This is a genomic window from Rhizobium sp. 18065 (genome assembly GCF_902706095.1).
GTDB lineage: Bacteria > Pseudomonadota > Alphaproteobacteria > Rhizobiales > Rhizobiaceae > Allorhizobium.
This window is the reverse complement of the sequence record NZ_CACSJP010000001.1, coordinates 922,944-938,688: the sequence shown is the minus strand read 5'-3', so window position 1 is coordinate 938,688 and position 15,745 is coordinate 922,944. Positions and strand designations below refer to the sequence as shown.

Annotated in this window: 14 protein-coding genes; 7 read left to right on the top strand and 7 right to left on the bottom strand. The window is 60.6% G+C overall.

All coding sequences use genetic code 11. The features are described 5' to 3' along the window. Nucleotides 1-196 precede the first annotated feature (196 nt). From GVK95_RS04485 to GVK95_RS04475, 3 genes are read left to right on the top strand one after another with little or no spacing between them, the layout of a single operon-like run. Nucleotides 197-1,192, top strand: coding sequence for an L-threonylcarbamoyladenylate synthase (locus tag GVK95_RS04485; protein ID WP_159946931.1), 996 nt, complete (start codon nt 197-199; stop codon nt 1,190-1,192). Continuing rightward, the gene (locus tag GVK95_RS04480) at nt 1,189-2,616 is read left to right on the top strand and encodes an FAD-binding oxidoreductase (protein WP_159946929.1); all 1,428 of its coding nucleotides are present in this window, start codon (nt 1,189-1,191) and stop codon (nt 2,614-2,616) included. Before GVK95_RS04485 ends, GVK95_RS04480 begins: the two co-directional genes overlap by 4 nt. A 2-nt stretch (nt 2,617-2,618) precedes the next feature. Beyond that, on the top strand, nt 2,619-3,005 hold the full coding sequence (locus tag GVK95_RS04475; protein ID WP_159946927.1) for a LysR family transcriptional regulator: 387 nt from the start codon (nt 2,619-2,621) through the stop codon (nt 3,003-3,005). Nucleotide 3,006: 1 nt separating this feature from the next. On the opposite strand, the gene modC is transcribed toward GVK95_RS04475, so the two are convergent. The 4 genes from modC to GVK95_RS04455 all read right to left on the bottom strand — a co-directional run bounded on the left by modC (nt 3,007) and on the right by GVK95_RS04455 (nt 7,988). Next, entirely contained in the window at nt 3,007-4,092 is a 1,086-nt protein-coding gene (gene modC / locus GVK95_RS04470; protein ID WP_159946925.1) for a molybdenum ABC transporter ATP-binding protein, read from the bottom strand. Continuing rightward, on the bottom strand, nt 4,092-4,784 hold the full coding sequence (gene modB / locus GVK95_RS04465; protein WP_159946923.1) for a molybdate ABC transporter permease subunit: 693 nt from the start codon (nt 4,782-4,784) through the stop codon (nt 4,092-4,094). Before modB ends, modC begins: the two co-directional genes overlap by 1 nt. A gap of 73 nt (nt 4,785-4,857) precedes the next feature. Next, complete coding sequence (gene modA / locus GVK95_RS04460; RefSeq protein WP_159947472.1) at nt 4,858-5,646, bottom strand: molybdate ABC transporter substrate-binding protein; 789 nt, start codon at nt 5,644-5,646, stop codon at nt 4,858-4,860. 155 nt (nt 5,647-5,801) lie between these two features. After that, entirely contained in the window at nt 5,802-7,988 is a 2,187-nt protein-coding gene (locus GVK95_RS04455; RefSeq protein WP_159946921.1) for a DUF1217 domain-containing protein, read from the bottom strand. 395 nt (nt 7,989-8,383) lie between these two features. On the opposite strand from GVK95_RS04455, the gene GVK95_RS04450 reads away from it, so the two are divergent. Beyond that, entirely contained in the window at nt 8,384-8,950 is a 567-nt protein-coding gene (locus GVK95_RS04450; RefSeq protein WP_159946919.1) for a DUF6101 family protein, read from the top strand. A 147-nt stretch (nt 8,951-9,097) separates the two neighbouring features. Here GVK95_RS04450 and ubiA read toward each other — a convergent pair whose 3' ends face one another. Both ubiA and GVK95_RS04440 read right to left on the bottom strand, forming a co-directional pair. After that, on the bottom strand, nt 9,098-10,051 hold the full coding sequence (gene ubiA, locus GVK95_RS04445) for a 4-hydroxybenzoate octaprenyltransferase (RefSeq protein ID WP_159946917.1): 954 nt from the start codon (nt 10,049-10,051) through the stop codon (nt 9,098-9,100). A 98-nt stretch (nt 10,052-10,149) separates the two neighbouring features. After that, nucleotides 10,150-10,947 (bottom strand): MipA/OmpV family protein, encoded by a 798-nt coding sequence (locus GVK95_RS04440; protein WP_159946915.1) that lies wholly within the window; start codon nt 10,945-10,947, stop codon nt 10,150-10,152. 327 nt (nt 10,948-11,274) lie between these two features. On the opposite strand from GVK95_RS04440, the gene GVK95_RS04435 reads away from it, so the two are divergent. From GVK95_RS04435 to GVK95_RS04425, 3 genes are all read left to right on the top strand, one after another. Next, nucleotides 11,275-12,162: a branched-chain amino acid aminotransferase gene (locus GVK95_RS04435; RefSeq protein WP_159946913.1), complete on the top strand. Its 888-nt coding sequence runs from the start codon at nt 11,275-11,277 to the stop codon at nt 12,160-12,162. Nucleotides 12,163-12,268: 106 nt separating this feature from the next. Then, the gene (locus GVK95_RS04430; RefSeq protein ID WP_159946911.1) at nt 12,269-14,377 is read left to right on the top strand and encodes a S9 family peptidase; all 2,109 of its coding nucleotides are present in this window, start codon (nt 12,269-12,271) and stop codon (nt 14,375-14,377) included. Between the two features lie 218 nt (nt 14,378-14,595). After that, nucleotides 14,596-14,913: a hypothetical protein gene (locus GVK95_RS04425; RefSeq protein ID WP_113140489.1), complete on the top strand. Its 318-nt coding sequence runs from the start codon at nt 14,596-14,598 to the stop codon at nt 14,911-14,913. Between the two features lie 76 nt (nt 14,914-14,989). Here the strand turns inward: GVK95_RS04425 and GVK95_RS04420 are convergent, their stop codons facing one another. Next, on the bottom strand, nt 14,990-15,721 hold the full coding sequence (locus GVK95_RS04420) for a cation diffusion facilitator family transporter (RefSeq protein WP_159946909.1): 732 nt from the start codon (nt 15,719-15,721) through the stop codon (nt 14,990-14,992). Nucleotides 15,722-15,745 lie beyond the last annotated feature (24 nt).

The window sequence follows — 15,745 nt, the reverse complement described above, 5'->3', positions numbered from 1 at the left end:
TTTGTCTCGTTAGCCGTGACTATAGGCAGAAGAACTCTTTCTTTCGGTTACATCGATATATAAAATTTTAGTATTGCCAGATCCCCTCAAAATTTACTGTGGAACAATGTATGCTCGTGCTCATCAAAAAAGGCATTTGATCGTGCATGTTGGAACACGCTAAGGACACAGGGAACAAAGCTAACAAGGCAGGGACATGGCCCGGATCATCGCAATCGGCAGCGGCATGGATGAGGCGATCAACGCCGCATCGGTCATTCTTGCGCTCGGCCGTCCGGTGGCGATCCCGACCGAGACCGTCTATGGCCTTGCTGCCGACGCAACCAATCCGGCAGCGATTACCAGCATCTACCAGACCAAGGGCCGGCCGCGCTTCAATCCGCTGATCTGTCACATGGCCAACCTTGAAATGGCGGAACAGCATGCAGATTTCGATCCGCTTTCGCGCCGGCTGGCCGAACATTTCTGGCCGGGGCCCCTGACGCTGGTCCTGCCGCTCAAGCCGGAAAGCGACATCCATCCGCTGGCGACAGCCGGGCTCGACAGTGTCGGCATCCGCGTGCCTGTCGGCTTCACCGGCGACCTGATCCGGCATTTCGGTCGGCCGCTTGCCGCACCAAGCGCCAATTCTTCCGGCAAAATCAGCCCGACCACGGCCGCCCATGTCGATGACGATCTCGGCGGCAAGATCGATCTGGTGATCGACGGCGGCGCCTGCGAGGTCGGGGTCGAATCGACCATTCTCAAGATCGAGGACGGGCAGATACGCCTGTTGCGACCCGGCGGCGTGTCCGTCGAAGCCATCGAGGCCTTTGCCGGCATGGCGGTCGAGCGCCCGAAGGTGGCCGGCACAGCGATCATCGAGGCCCCCGGCATGCTTGCCTCGCACTATGCGCCCAATGCCACCGTACGGCTGAATGTCACTTCCGTGGCAAAAGAGGAAGCGCTTGTCGCATTCGGCGCTACGCCGATCAGCGGAGAGGCCGACGCCGTGATGGTTCTGAACCTCAGCCCCGCCGGCGATCTGGCGGAGGCAGCGGCCAATCTGTTCGACTACCTGAAACGAGCCGATGCAAGCGGGGCGCAAGGCATCGCCGTCGTCACCATTCCGGATCACGGGCTCGGCGAAGCGATCAACGACCGGCTGGTGCGGGCTGCTGCCCCGCGCGATGCGGAAGGAAACAGTGCATGAGCATGACATTGACGCGAGCCGAGACGCTGCGCGCCTTCATCGATATCGTCGGAGAAGCCCATGCGCTGGTCCTGCAGGACGATATCAAGCCTTACCTCACCGAAAATCGCGGACTTTATCATGGCTCGTCGCCACTGGTGCTGAAGCCGGCATGCACGGCAGAGGTTTCGGCAATCCTGAAACTCGCCAGCGAAACCGGAACGCCGATCGTGCCGGTCAGCGGCGGCACCGGCCTTGTCGGTGGACAGGTGCCGCGCGAGGGCAGCGACGATGTTCTGCTTTCACTGGAGCGGATGAACCGTATCCGCGAAGTCGATGCGCTTGCCGATGTGATCATCGTCGATGGCGGCTGCGTTCTGGCAAATGTCCAGAAAGCGGCGGAAGCGCATGACCGGCTGTTTCCGCTGTCGCTCGGTTCTGAAGGGTCCTGCCGGATCGGTGGCAATCTGTCGACCAATGCCGGCGGCACGGCCGTGCTCGCCTATGGCAATATGCGCCAACTCTGCCTCGGGCTCGAAGTGGTCCTGCCGACCGGCGAGATCTGGGACGGGCTGCGCCGGCTGAAAAAGGACAATAGCGGCTATGACCTGCGCGACCTGTTCATCGGCGCGGAAGGCACGCTCGGCATCATCACAGGCGCGGTGTTGAAAATGTATCCGCGCCCGCGCGGCAAGCAGGTGGCCTTTGCCGGTCTCGATAGCCCTGCACAGGCGCTGGCGCTGTTCGAGAAGGCATCGCAGCATTGCGGCACGGCGCTGACCGGGTTCGAACTGATGCCGCGCCTCGGCATCGAGTTCACCACGAAGCACATCCCCGGCGTGCGCGATCCCCTGCCCTCGGCCCATGCCTGGTATGTGCTGATCGATATTTCCACCTCCGATTCCGCCGAGACGGCCGATGCGATGATCCAGGCGCTGCTGGAAGACGCCTTCGAGGCCGGCCTGATCGCGGACGCGGCGATTGCCAGTTCGCTTGGCCAGCAAGAAGCATTCTGGCATCTGCGCGAGAGCATGTCGGAGGCACAGCGGCCGGAAGGCGGCTCGATAAAGCATGACGTGTCAGTGCCTGTGTCGCGCATTCCAGCCTTTCTGAGCGAAGCCGACGAGGCCGTGCGCCGGGTGATGCCAGACGCCCGCATCTGCGCTTTCGGTCATCTCGGTGACGGCAATATCCACTACAATATCAGCCAGCCGGTGGGTGCCGACAAGGCCCAATTCATCGGCCGTTGGCGCGAGATGAATGCCGTGGTGCACGGGATCGTGCATGCGCATAACGGCTCGATTTCCGCCGAACATGGTGTCGGCCAGTTGAAGCGCGACGAGCTTGCCGCCAGCCGGCCGGCGATCGAGACCGAGCTGATGCGGCGGATCAAGCAGGCTTTCGATCCGAAGGGGATCATGAACCCCGGCAAAGTGATCGACTGACCATGGCCAAGGAGACGCGCCTGACGTTCAGGATCGACCTTGCCAACGGAGCGCGTCTCGGTCCGGGCAAGGCGGAGCTTCTGGCGCTGATCGTCGAGCATGGATCGATCCGGGCGGCGGGGGCTGCGATCGGCATGTCCTACCGCCGGGCATGGCTGCTTGCCGACGAGATCAACCGCATGTTCACCGAACCGTCGATCTTCACCCGCCATGGCGGCAAGAGCGGTGGCGGTGCCGGACTGACGCCGTTTGGGGAGAGACTGCTCGCCTGCTGCCGACGGATGGATAGCGAGAGCCGGAAGGCTTTGGCGGCGGAGCTTGACTGGCTCGATCAGGCGATGAACCGCGAATTTGAAACGGGCAAGCCGGAAAAGCCGGAGCGCGAATAGGTCAGGCGCGTCGAAACAGGCCTTCCGGTGCAATCGACACCGTCTTGAACAGCAGATGGACCGGCTTGCCGATGGCGAGCCCAAGCTGGGTTGCCGAACGACGGGTGACCTCGACGGCCACGCGCTCGCCGCTGCAATCGACTACGACCGCGACGGCTGAGCCATTTTCCCGCTGGATATCGGTGATCCGGCCGGCCAGGCGATTGAGGGCCGAGAGACCGTTCACCTCGGCGGTGGCCAGCATGATATCGGCGACCGGGACAAAGACGCGGATTTCGGTGCCGAGAGGCAATTCGACCGCCCGGATAAACAGGGGGCCTGCACCGGACAGCGCCTCTGTCAGCCCGTCGGCCTCATGATGGGCGGTGATGATCGCGGAGATGAAGTTGCCGGCCGGCAGGGCACCGGCACCGCGCGGCACAGTGGACAGAAGCGCATCCGGCGCACCGATGGCAATGGTCTTGCCGCGTTCAAGGACAACGACGCGGGTGGCGAGGCGCGCCACTTCCTCGACCGAATGGCTGACATAAAGGATCGGAATGCCGACCTCGTCGCGGATGCGCTCGATATCCGGCAGGATCTGTAGCTTCAGTTCGCTGTCGAGGGCCGACAACGGCTCGTCCATCAGCAGCAGCCGCGGACTTGCCATCAGCGCACGGCCCAACGCCACGCGCTGCTTTTCTCCGCCCGACAGATGTTGCGGGCGGCGATCCAGCAAAGCGGAAAGACCCAGAAGATCGGCGACGCGCGACAGGTTTTCGCGGCGTTCGGTGCGCGGCAAGAGGCGTTCGCCATAAGCAAGGTTCTGGCGCACCGTCAGATGCGGAAAGAGGCGCGGCTCCTGGAAGACATAGCCGATGCGCCGGCGATGCGGCGGCAGGAAGATACCATGATCGCTGTCGCTCCAGGTTTCGCCCGAAAGCCGGATCTGTCCCTGCTCTGGCCGGACAAGGCCGGCAACCAGATTGATCAGCGTCGTCTTGCCGGAACCGGAAGGGCCGAACAGCGCCGTCAGGCCTTCACCGATCTGAAGATCCGCGTCCAGCGTAAAGCCTCCCTGCTCATGGCGTATGGCGATGTCCAGCATCAGCCCTCTCCCATGCGTGCGGCCAGCCGGCGGGCGAGAACTTCGGAAGCAATCAGCGCAGCGAAGGAAATCGCAATCGAGATCAGGGTCAGCCGCATGGCGGCAACATCACCGCCCGGCACCTGAGTATAGGTGTAGATGGCACTCGCAAGCGTCTGGGTTTCGCCGGGAATATTGGAGACAAAGGTGATCGTCGCACCAAATTCGCCCATCGCCTTGGCGAAAGCGAGGATGGCACCGGCAGCAATGCCCGGAAGGACCAGCGGCAGGGTTACGGTCAGGAAAACATAGGCCGGCGGCGCTCCAAGGGTGGAGGCTGCGGCTTCCAGCCGGCGATCCACGGCATCCATGGACAGGCGAATGGAACGCACAAGAAGCGGAAAGCCCATCACGGCTGCGGCAAGGGCAGCCCCTGTCCAGCGGAAGGAAAAGACGAGGCCGAACCAGCTTTCGAGGAAGACGCCGACACTACCCTTGCGCCCGAAGGTGATGAGCAGCAGATAGCCGGTCACCACCGGCGGCATGATCAGCGGCAGATGGACCAGGCCATTGAGCAGGGTCTTGCCCCAGAACTCACGGCGCGACAACAGCCAGGCAACGGCGATGCCCACGGGCAGCGAAAAGACCACGGCAACGGCCGCGACCTTCAGGCTGAGCAGCATAGCGGTCCATTCCTCAGCTGTCAGCGTCACGCGGTCATCCTGGTTGCAGTCTCAAGGCCTGGTCAATTGCTGTGGGTCGTTTGGTTGGATCAGGTTGTTCGGGTCAGTTCGTTTTGGCGAGGACCGTGAAGCCAGCTTCGGTGAAGATGGCATGCGCTCTGGCACCCTGCAAGTAAGCGAGGAAGGCGGCGGCGTTCGCGTTTGCGTTGTCTGCGGTCAGAGCGGCCGGATAGACGATGGGCTTGTGGCTGTCTTCCGGGAAATGATCGAGGATCGTCACCGAAGGATCAACCCTGGCATCGGTCTCATAGACAATGCCGAGAGGCGCTTCGCCGCGCGCCACAAGAAGCAGGGCCGCACGCACGTTCTCGGCCTGGGCAACCTTGTCCTTCACGGTATCCCAGACACCGAGATTTTCCAGGGCTGCCTTGCCATAGGTTCCGGCCGGCACGGCATCGACATTGGCCATGGACAGACGGCCATCGCCGAGAAGTTCGGCGAGCGGAAAGCCGGTCGTGATACTGGCTTTCAGCGACGAGCCCTTCGGCGCGACAAGCACGATGCGGTTGCCGAGCAGGTTGACCCGGGTGTCGGATTTGATCTTGCCGGCCTTGTCGAGGTGATCCATCCATTTCAGGTCAGCGGAAATGAAAACGTCGGCCGGGGCACCTTCTTCGATCTGCTTGGCAAGAGCCGAGCTTCCGGCAAAGGACAGGCGCACTTCGTTGCCGGTTTCCGCCTTCCAGTCGATCGCGACTTTCTCCACGCTTTCCTTGAGACTTGCGGCTGCGAATACCGTCACCGGTTCAGCGGCGAAAGCGGCCGAGGGGGCAGTCGAGGGGGCGGCCCAAATTGCTGCAACGGCAACGGCTATACGGCTGCCAGCCGCCATTCGTTTCCAAAACTTGCTCACCACGCGAGCCTCCGCATCGATATATCCCAATGGATACATCGATAGTTCAAAAAAAACCTGCCGGCAAGTCGCGGCAGGTTTTAAATCGAGATCAAATGCGACAGCACCAGCAGCGCTGCCGAAGGGAATCAGAACTAATATTTCAAGCCGGCAAGCGTGGTCAGGAGATCGGCGGAGATCCCGCCGCCGCTGCCCTGGAGAATGGACAGTGCGGACGTGTCGTAACTGGCGTTCTCGGTGTCATACATGGCCGTGTAACGCTGCAGGAAGCGCTCCATCTTCGCCGGATCCTGGAAATCCGAGAGCGTGATATTGTCCTCGACGATCTTCGCCTGCATGTCGACGTCCATGTTGGAGAATTCTTCCGAATAGCCGAACGTGGTGCGGAAGACTTCCAGCAGCGCCTCATCGGCGATCAGGTCATAGGCATCGGTCAATGTCGGTGCCGTGCGCTCGAAATAAAGAGCAAGGCGAACACCCTGATTGCTTTCGCCTTCGCTCTCTTCAAACGTCTGGCGCAGGTAGAGATTGATGGTTTCGAGCGTTTCGCCGCGCTGCTGTACCGTACCGACGGTGTCATCGGTCAGATTGCCCTCGCTGTCGAAGTTGAAGGACGCGAGCAGTTCCGCCCATTTGGTATCGGTCTGCTGGTTCGCGAAGCTCTTCGGATCCTCGAGATCCGACGCAAACAACTGCTTGAGGAAGTCGTCCGTCACCTCGTCGCCGTCGAAGCCGAATGCGCCGAGCACGACATCGACGACACGCCGATCAGCCAGAAGTTCGTCAGCGGTGCGGATGCTGGCGATCTGCTCCTGATAATATTCAGATTCCTTGGTGGCCGCTTCCTTTGCCGTCGTCTGCTCGTCACCCTCCAGGTAGAGGATCTGCTTGACGATGTAGTCCTTGGCGATATTGGTCGCAGTCGCCTGGTTTTGCGCCTGCAACGGCGCCTTGGCTTCACCTTCGCTGTCGAAGTTGAACAAGGTCGCCATTTCGATCAGGCGAGAATCCTTCGACTTGTTGGCGTAGCTGTTCGGATCAGTGATGTCGCTGGTCAGGACCCTGCGCAGCTCGGAATTGCTGAATTCGTCTCCTTCAAATCCGAAAGCCCGCTGCAACATCAGGCGAAGCGAACTGTTGTCCAGGAGATCGTCGACACTGGTGATCTCGGCCATTTTTTCGGTGAAGTAGTCGATGGTCGACGTCTTCATCTCTTCGCTTTCGTCATCGTAAAATTCGGCAAAGCCGGTATGCGTCGATGCAAGCTGGGCGCTGCCCTGCGCCGAATAGCCCGTCTGGACGTTGCCGTCCGTGCCGAAATTGAACTTTTGCGCAACCGCGACCCATGCGCTGCCGCCATTGGTGATGGCGTAGTTGCTCGAGGCACTGACGTCACTGGTGACGATCGACTTGAACACCGAAGCGGTCACCGTTCCGTCAAGCTCCAGGGCGGTCTTGACATAGTTGAACAGCCGCTCGTCGCCGGTGATGTCCTCGACCGTGGTCACATTGGCGATCTGCGCGGTATAATAGGCTTTTTCGCGCTGCAGATAGTATTCGGAGGCGTAGGTCTGCTCTTCCTCGATATAGAGAGCGACAGTACCTTCCTTCTGTTCGGCGCTCTGGGCCGTCGTTCCGGAAAGGGAGCCATCGGTGTTGAAGCTGAACGCCTGGGCCATTTTGAGGAAGGCCGCCGAATTCGACGCGTCGTTTTCCACCAACTGGTTCACGTAGCTTGTGCTGTCACTGAGATCGCTGGTCAGGATCTTGGTGAAATGTTCCTTGGTGTAATAGGTGCCGTCGATGCCATAGGCATCGAGAACATAATTGAACAGGCGGGTGTTCTTGACCAGGCTGTCGGCCGAGGTGACGGTGTCGATCGCCGACTCGTAATAGTAGGTTTCGGTCTCGATCGCGTCGTTTTCGGCAACGAGCTGCTCATCCAGAAGCGCAAGCAGCTTGGTTTCCTGCGCCGACGTCTGGGAATCCTTGGTCTGGCCGGTGAACTGGAAAGCGGCGGCGAAATTGCGATATCGATCATCGGACAGGACGTTGGCGAAGCTGGAGCTTTCGCTGAGATCGCTTTCCAGGACCTTTTTCATATAGGCCTTGGCATAGGTCATCTCCTCGAGACCATGGGCCTTCATTGCAAAGGAATAGAGGCGGTAGTCGTCGAGGAATTCATCCACTGACGTGACGTTGCCGATATTCTCTTCGAAATACGCGGTTTCGCGCGCAACCTGGCTGTCAGAGGCGACGCGGTTCAGGCTCGACTTCATATCTCGCGTCGCAAGATCGTAGCTCAGATATGTGGAAACCATCGCGTCCTCGGCAGAAAAATCGAATTATGCGAATCGCATCATGCGCCTTAATCCTTGCTCGGAGCTTTATATCTTTGTGAAGAAACGCTGCGAATGCGCTTTTCGAGACGGCCGCATGAAACAGGCGGCATACTGGCTCGGCCTTCCAACATCCCGGCCCACATCCCGGCATTCCGACATCTGTATCGATCTGGAATAGATCGGCCCCGATTTTCATATTTCAGCAACCCTGCGCAGTACGACAAAACTAACCATTTGAGACTGCAAGGTTTTTTTTACCGCGATTTTTAAGCTGTCTCGAACAGCCGCTGGCTATGTTGCCCCTACAGAGGACGAGAAGTCCCAAACAGACGAGCACATGACGCGCTCTCGGGTAAAACAAGGGTAGCATGAAGATGACGAACACCGTTATGAAGCCCGATTGGGCAGGAGCCACTCTGCGACTGGATCCCTCGCGGTTCCCACAGCAGGTCTCCTACGCATTGCACGGCTCCTTAGGCGATGTGACAATCACCATCGACGAACGCGGCGCCGTGCTGCGCAAAATCCTTCCTGGCAGCGGCCTTCCCCTCTCCTTCGCCCTGCCGGCCCGTGCCTTCAAAGGCGTTGCGGCCCGGGCGATCGACCATGGCGACGGCGAAGTCACAGTGACACTCGAACTGCATCACGACGATCCGGATCTGTGCATCCCGCTGCTCGTGGCCCACGACCTTTGCGATATTGCTGCCGACTGGCGCGGCTGGGCAGACGCCTTCCGGATCCCGATGCTAATGGTCGAGGCCGACGGCATTGCCCGTCCGCTGGAAGAACATATCGGCGAGGTGCGCACCCGTGATACGCAGCCACGCCGCCGCCATTCCTATTTCGCCGAGCGCCGCCCGCGCTTCCTGGTGCGCCGCACGACCGGTTCGCTTGGCGTAACCATGAAGATTTCCGGCAAGGAAATCATCGCCCGCAGCTGATTTCGTCCCAAGACGGAACATTACAGGGCCCGGAAGGCGACTTCCGGGCCTGTTTGTTTTCAAGGTACTTGCAACAGAACGTGCCGATCCAAGCCAGTTCGACGCTTGATCCGGGCATGAAACCCGGACGTCAAAAGAGGCTATCGCTCAGGCGAAAGGCAGAGCCAGAAGCAGGCCGAGGAAGATGATCGCTCCGACGCGATTGTTCGACTTGAACAGCGCCAGGCATTGGGCGCCGTCATTGATGTCGAGGACCTTGATCTGCCATGCGAACAGTCCACCGGCGATCATGAGACCGAGAATGGCCGGGAAGCCTGCGCCCGCCATGACAAAGGAGACGAGAAGCAGCAGGAGCGTCAGGCCATAAAGGCCGGCGAGCCAGAGTTTCGTGTCGTCGCCGAACAGGCGCGCCGTCGAGCGCACGCCGACGAGTGCGTCATCCTCCTTGTCCTGATGGGCGTAGATCGTGTCATAACCGATGGTCCAGGCGACGGCGCCGACATAAAGCAGGACAGCAGCGAGCGACAGATTACCATGCAGGCCGGCCCAGCCCATCAGGCCGCCCCAGGAAAAGGCGAGGCCGAGAAAGAATTGCGGCCAGTCGGTGAAGCGCTTGGCAAACGGATAGATCGCCACGATCGCTAGCGATGCGATACCGAGGACAATCGAGAACGTGTTGAAGCAGAGCAGAACCGCCAGCCCGACCAGCGCCTGAAGCCCCATGAAGATCTTGGCATCCCGGCGCGACACACGGCCGGACGGCAAGGGACGCGAGCGGGTGCGCGCAACCTTGTCATCAATCTCATGGTCGACCAGGTCGTTATAGGTGCAGCCGGCACCGCGCATGGCAACCGATCCGACAAAGAACAGGGCGAGATGAAAGACAAACAGCGTCGGGTTCAGCCGGTCTTCGGCGGCCAGGACGTTGGCCGCCAGCGCCGAGGACCAGAAACACGGCCACATCAGCAATTGCCAGCCGATCGGCCGATCCCAGCGGGCGAGCTGGGCGAAGGGCCAGAGCCAGCGCGGCAACGCGCGGTAGACCCAGTTGTCGGAAGGGGCGTCGATAACGCGATCGGAGTGGTCGGCTGAACTGTTCATGACGCCAGTGATAGAGCATGGCGGCGGCCAAGAAAACCGCGATTGCCGGTCAGCAACCGCGAAAAATCAGCACAGTGCCGGGCAAAGGTGCCGGCGTCTCAATCGAGGCTGAAACCGAACTTGTAGCTGGCCGATACGCCGAATGTCAGCTGGTTCTTGCTGCCTCGCTCCTCGACAAGGCTGCTGTCGGCGGCAGGACCGGTCAGGCGCTTGTATTCGGTGAAGGCGCTCATCTGCAATTTTTCGGTGGCGTCCCAGGTGATGGCGGCACCGGCGCCAACCGAAGTGAAGCCGCCATCCGGATGATATTCGCTGAGGCCGGACGCTGCCGATTCACCGGCATCGACGCCATAATAGGCCTTGGTATAGCCGCTGGTCGCATAGGTGGCGCGCGGACCGCCGGAAATGCGCAGATCCGGGGCGATATCGGTGAAGGCATCGAGCGCGAGGTCGGCAACGAGGCCGTCATGGCTGCGAATGCCCTGGCGCAATTCGGCGCGGGCGCGCAGGTAGTCTGTGACATAGACATCGGCAAAGCCGCCGAGTTCACCGCCCCACTTGATATCGGAGAGACCGATCAACTCGTCGGCATCGCCCGCATCGCGGCCGGGGATGAACTTGCCGGCGACACCCGCACGCAGGACGTCCGTGTCATAAATGGCGAAAGATGCGCTATCATTGCGCGAGCTGAAGCGCGGCTGGTTGCCGCGGCCGAGCGAAATGATCGGCGAAAAGAACAGCTTGTTGTCCTTCGCACCTTCAAATTTCGGCGCGGAAATGCCGGAGCCGCCGAGCGTCAGGTACCAGTTGCCGGACCAGAAGCCTTCGGCTTTCGCCTGACCGGCAAAAGCCAGGGCGCACGAAGACAGGACGATGGCACGGGCGGCATTTCGCATGATGGACCCCAGACTTTGACGCAATACAAACCTCCGCAGCAGCGGAGACGAACTGCTTCAATATTGCAGCAATGCGTTACGGGATCTTTAACCAAGGCGAGCGACTTGGCTGTGGAGCGATCGGCTGACAGACGATCGGTGACGATGGAGACCTATCACTTGTTTTGATCGACCGATCAGCCAAGCTTCTGATTTTTCGTCAAATTCCGAGGATCTTTCGTGGTTTTCTCCCAGCACCGCGCCTTTACGGAGCAGCAGGACACTTTCTCCTTGACCTGAGCCGGCAGGGAGACTTTCCTCGCTTCCAACAAGAACAGGAGACCTCTGATGGCTGTCGATTCCTCTGCCCGCACGCCCACATTCACCTATGTCGACGGCGACTGGCTTTCCGGCAATCCGCCGCTGATCGGACCGACATCGCATGCCATGTGGCTGGGCTCGACGGTATTCGACGGCGCCCGCTGGTTCGACGGCATTGCGCCGGATCTCGACCTGCATTGCCAGCGGGTCAATCGATCGGCGGAAAACATGGGCATGAAGGCGACTGTCGACGCCAGCGAGATCGAACGGCTGGCCTGGGAAGGTATCGCCAAGTTCGACGGCCGGACGGCCATCTACATCAAGCCGATGTACTGGGCCGAACATGGCCAGGCCGGTTCGGTCGTCGCCGCCGACCCGGAATCGACACGCTTTGCGCTCTGCCTGTTCGAGGCCCCGATGCACACCGCCAAGCCGTCGTCGCTGACGCTGTCGCCCTTTCGTCGGCCGACGCCGGAATGCGCGATGACCGATGCCAAGACCGGCAGCCTCTACCCCAATTCCGGCCGGATGATCATCGATGCGCGCAGCAGAGGCTTCGACAATGCGCTGGTGCGCGACATGAACGGCAATGTGGTTGAAACAGCCTCTTCCAACGTCTTCATGGTCAAGGACGGCATCGTCTATACGCCGGCGGCGAACCGCACCTTCCTGGCCGGCATCACCCGCGCCCGGATCATTGGCCTGTTGCGCCATGCAGGCTTCGAGGTCCGCGAGGCGACGCTGTCGGTCGAGGACTTCATGAATGCCGACGAGATTTTCCAGACCGGCAATTACTCCAAGGTGGTGCCGGTGACACGGCTCGATGACCTGCAACTGCAGGAGGGACCTGTGACCCGCAAGGCGCTCGATCTCTACATGGACTGGGCAAAGTCGTCGCACAGCACGGACGGCTGAGCACGCCAGGCTGAGTACGCCAAGGCTGGGCCGCGCCTTGATCGCGGCCGCCTGCCTCTCTATCTCTCGCTCAACCGCGTGTTCCGTTTTCTGGAAGGAAACCACCTTGTCCATCTTCAACAACCTGCCGACACCGCCGACCGTTGCCAAAAAACCGGTCAGCGATACCCGCCACGGGATCACCCGCACCGACGACTATGCGTGGCTGCGGGCCGACAACTGGCAGCAGATGTTCAAGGACACCTCGATCCTCGACCCCGAGATCCGCGGCTATCTGGAGGCGGAAAATACCCACATGGACGCGGCGATGGCCGACACCAAGGCGCTACAGAAGACGCTGTTCGACGAGATGAAGGGCCGGATCAAGGAGGACGATTCTTCGATCCCGATGAAGGACGGCCCGTTTGCCTATGGCTCGGCCTTCGTCACCGGCGGCGAGCAGCCGCGCTATTTCCGCATTCCGCGTAATGGCGATCCGAAGGACGAGGCGCTGCGCGATCTTCTGCTCGACGGCGACAAGGAGGCGCAAGGCAAGGATTATTTCCGCCTGTCGGGCATCGACCACACGACCGACCATGCCTTCGGCATCTGGGGCTATGACGACAAGGGTTCGGAATATTTCACCCTGCGCATCCGCGATCTGGCCACCAAGCAGGACCTTGGCGACGTGCTGGAAAACACTGCCGGCGGCGGCGTCTGGGCACCCGACGGCAAGAGCTTCTTCTATACGCTGCAGGACGAAAACCATCGTCCGTCCAAGGTCTTCCATCACATTGTGGGCGAGCAGCAATCTTCCGACCGGCTGGTCTATGAAGAGAAGGATCCTGGCTTCTTCATGGGCGTCGGCGGATCGCTGCTCGACGACTTCATCTATATCGACATCCATGACCACGAGACTTCGGAATACCGCCTGCTCTCGACCAAGGACCTGACGGCCGAGCCGCAGCTGGTGGCCGAGCGTGAGGAAGGCATCGAATATGCGATGACCGAAGGCGGCGACGTCTTCTACATCCTGACCAATGCCGGCGACGCCAAGGACTTCAAGATCGTCGAGGCGCCGGTGTCGGCACCCGGCAAGGAAAACTGGAAAGAGGTCGTGGCGCATGAACCCGGCCGGCTGATCCTCAACCACATGGCCTTTGCACGGCACCTCGTCTGGCTCGAGCGCCGCGACGGCCTGCCGGTGATCATGATCCGCGACCGCATGTCGGGCGAGGAACATTCGATCGCGTTTGCCGAGGAGGCCTATTCGCTCGGCCTTTCCGGGTCGGCGGAATACGACACCGACGTCATCCGGTTCTCTTATTCGTCGATGACCACGCCAGGCCAGTTGTTCGACTACAATATGGCGACACGCGCGCGCACGCTGCTCAAGACACAGGAAGTCCCCTCCGGCCATAATCCGGATGACTATGTCACGCGCCGCGTCTTTGCCAAGGCGCATGACGGCGTCGACGTACCGGTCACCCTGCTCTATCGCCGCGATACGAAGCTCGATGGCTCTGCCCCTTGCCTGCTTTACGGCTACGGTGCCTATGGCATCACCATCCCGGCCGGCTTCAACACCAATTGCCTGTCGCTCGCCGATCGTGGCTTCGTCTATGCCATCGCCCATATCCGGGGCGGCAAGGACAAGGGATTTTCCTGGTATGAAGACGGCAAGATGGAAAAGAAGGCCAATACCTTCAAGGACTTCATTGCCGCCGCCGATCATCTCGTTGCAGAAAAATACACGTCTTACGCAAACATCATTGCCGAAGGCGGATCTGCCGGCGGCATGCTGATGGGCGCGATCGCCAATATGGCACCGGAGAAATTCGCCGGCATCATCGCTGCCGTGCCGTTTGTCGACGTGCTCAACACCATGCTCGACGACACGCTGCCGCTGACGCCGCCGGAATGGCCGGAATGGGGCAATCCGATCGAGTCCGAAGAGGAGTATAACTGGATCGCCGCCTATTCGCCCTATGACAATGTCGCGGCCAAGGCCTATCCGCCGATCCTGGCGCTGTCTGGCCTCACCGACCCGCGCGTGACCTATTGGGAACCGACCAAGTGGATCGCCAAGCTACGCGAGCATGCGCCGGATGCAGGACCTTTCCTGCTGAAAACCAATATGGCAGCCGGTCATGGCGGCAAGTCCGGCCGCTTCCAGCGGTTGGAAGAGATCGCCTTCGAATACGCGTTCGCGATCAAGGTGGCGGGGAAGATGTGATCCGACCCTGGGGACGTGCAAGCTTTCACGGGTGTCTTTTCGTGATTGCTTGCGCACTTCCTAAAAAATGAAACCCACACATCCATGATTCGGCCGCCGCGTAGTCCGAGTGCGGGCTTGGCGCAAGGCCAAATCTCGCTCTTGCGCCGCAACACGCAAGCCTCGCGCAAGGTTCAAAGGTTAACAAATGGTTAATTCTTTCAACCGAGGCGTCCGCCATGAGGATCGATAGCGGTCTTAGCAGCAACTATTCCTATCAAAATCGCTACGTGCCCAGCACGGCCGATGCCGATGATGCTGCGCCGGACACCAGCACGACCTCGAAGGCCCGCACCGGCAGCCCCAACACGTTTTCCAGCACACTGCTGTCGAACCAGCTTGCTTCGGCGCTCTGGACCGTCGAAGGCGGACGCAAGGCTTCGCTGACGGCCGAGTCCGCGACGGCCAACAGCGACGAGCGCGTTGCCAACTCGGTCTCGCAGCAGGTCGAAGCGGCCTACCGCGAATACGATCTGCCGGACTACGCCGAATTCTGAGTATGCAGAGCGGGCTCTCCTCAACCGGCCAGGGAAACCCGGCCGGTTTTTTTATGCGCAATTGCAGACAAGACAGTCAGTGACTGTGCTTGTGGCCAGCCTCGTGATGATGATGTGCGTGATCAGCGCAGCAGGCGGTGGCGTGCACCACAGCCGGGACAACGCCATCGCTTGCATGATCGTGGCCGTCAGCGTGCCCGCCATGCCACTCCGTCCATGACTGCCGCAGGATCTGGACCGAAGACGTCAGGAAGAGGCCGGCCATGATGGCCGCGACGATCAGGTCCGGCCAGGCGGTAGCGGTGCCCCAGACCCCGATGGCCGCGATCATGACGATGACATTGCCGATCGCATCATTGCGCGAGCATAGCCAGACGGAGCGCACATTGGCATCGCCATCCTTGTAGCTCATCAGCAGCAGAACACTGGCGACATTGGCAATCAGCGCCAGGAAGCCGATCACGCCCATGATCGGCGCTTCCGGCAAGTTCATGTAGAAGACGCGGTAAAGCGTGGAACCGAAGACCCAGAGGCCCATCAGAAACAGGCTCACGCCCTTGGCGGCGGCAGCCGACGTGCGGACACGAATGGAGGCGCCGATGACGGCGAGCGAAATGCCGTAGGTGACGGCGTCCGCAAAAAAATCCAGCGCATCGGCCTGCAGCGCCTGGGAGCGAGCCAGTTGGCCGGCGGTCATCTCAATGAAGAACATTCCGGCATTGATGGCAATCACCAGCCAGAGCCTGCGCTTGTAGGTGTCCGACATGCCGTCGAAGGGGCCGTGGCTATGGCCGCAAGAGGCGCTCATGCGATTTCCTTTCCTGCTTGATCT

Bases quoted from the DNA above. Each gene is read 5' to 3' on its own strand.
- GVK95_RS04485 (WP_159946931.1), top strand. From the start codon at position 197: ATGGCCCGGATCATCGCAATCGGCAGCGGCATGGATGAGGCGATCAAC.
- GVK95_RS04480 (WP_159946929.1), top strand. From the start codon at position 1,189: ATGAGCATGACATTGACGCGAGCCGAGACGCTGCGCGCCTTCATCGAT.
- GVK95_RS04475 (WP_159946927.1), top strand. From the start codon at position 2,619: ATGGCCAAGGAGACGCGCCTGACGTTCAGGATCGACCTTGCCAACGGA.
- modC (WP_159946925.1), bottom strand. From the start codon at position 4,092: ATGCTGGACATCGCCATACGCCATGAGCAGGGAGGCTTTACGCTGGAC.
- modA (WP_159947472.1), bottom strand. From the start codon at position 5,646: ATGGCGGCTGGCAGCCGTATAGCCGTTGCCGTTGCAGCAATTTGGGCC.
- GVK95_RS04455 (WP_159946921.1), bottom strand. From the start codon at position 7,988: ATGGTTTCCACATATCTGAGCTACGATCTTGCGACGCGAGATATGAAG.
- GVK95_RS04450 (WP_159946919.1), top strand. From the start codon at position 8,384: ATGACGAACACCGTTATGAAGCCCGATTGGGCAGGAGCCACTCTGCGA.
- ubiA (WP_159946917.1), bottom strand. From the start codon at position 10,051: ATGAACAGTTCAGCCGACCACTCCGATCGCGTTATCGACGCCCCTTCC.
- GVK95_RS04440 (WP_159946915.1), bottom strand. From the start codon at position 10,947: ATGCGAAATGCCGCCCGTGCCATCGTCCTGTCTTCGTGCGCCCTGGCT.
- GVK95_RS04435 (WP_159946913.1), top strand. From the start codon at position 11,275: ATGGCTGTCGATTCCTCTGCCCGCACGCCCACATTCACCTATGTCGAC.
- GVK95_RS04425 (WP_113140489.1), top strand. From the start codon at position 14,596: ATGAGGATCGATAGCGGTCTTAGCAGCAACTATTCCTATCAAAATCGC.
- GVK95_RS04420 (WP_159946909.1), bottom strand. From the start codon at position 15,721: ATGAGCGCCTCTTGCGGCCATAGCCACGGCCCCTTCGACGGCATGTCG.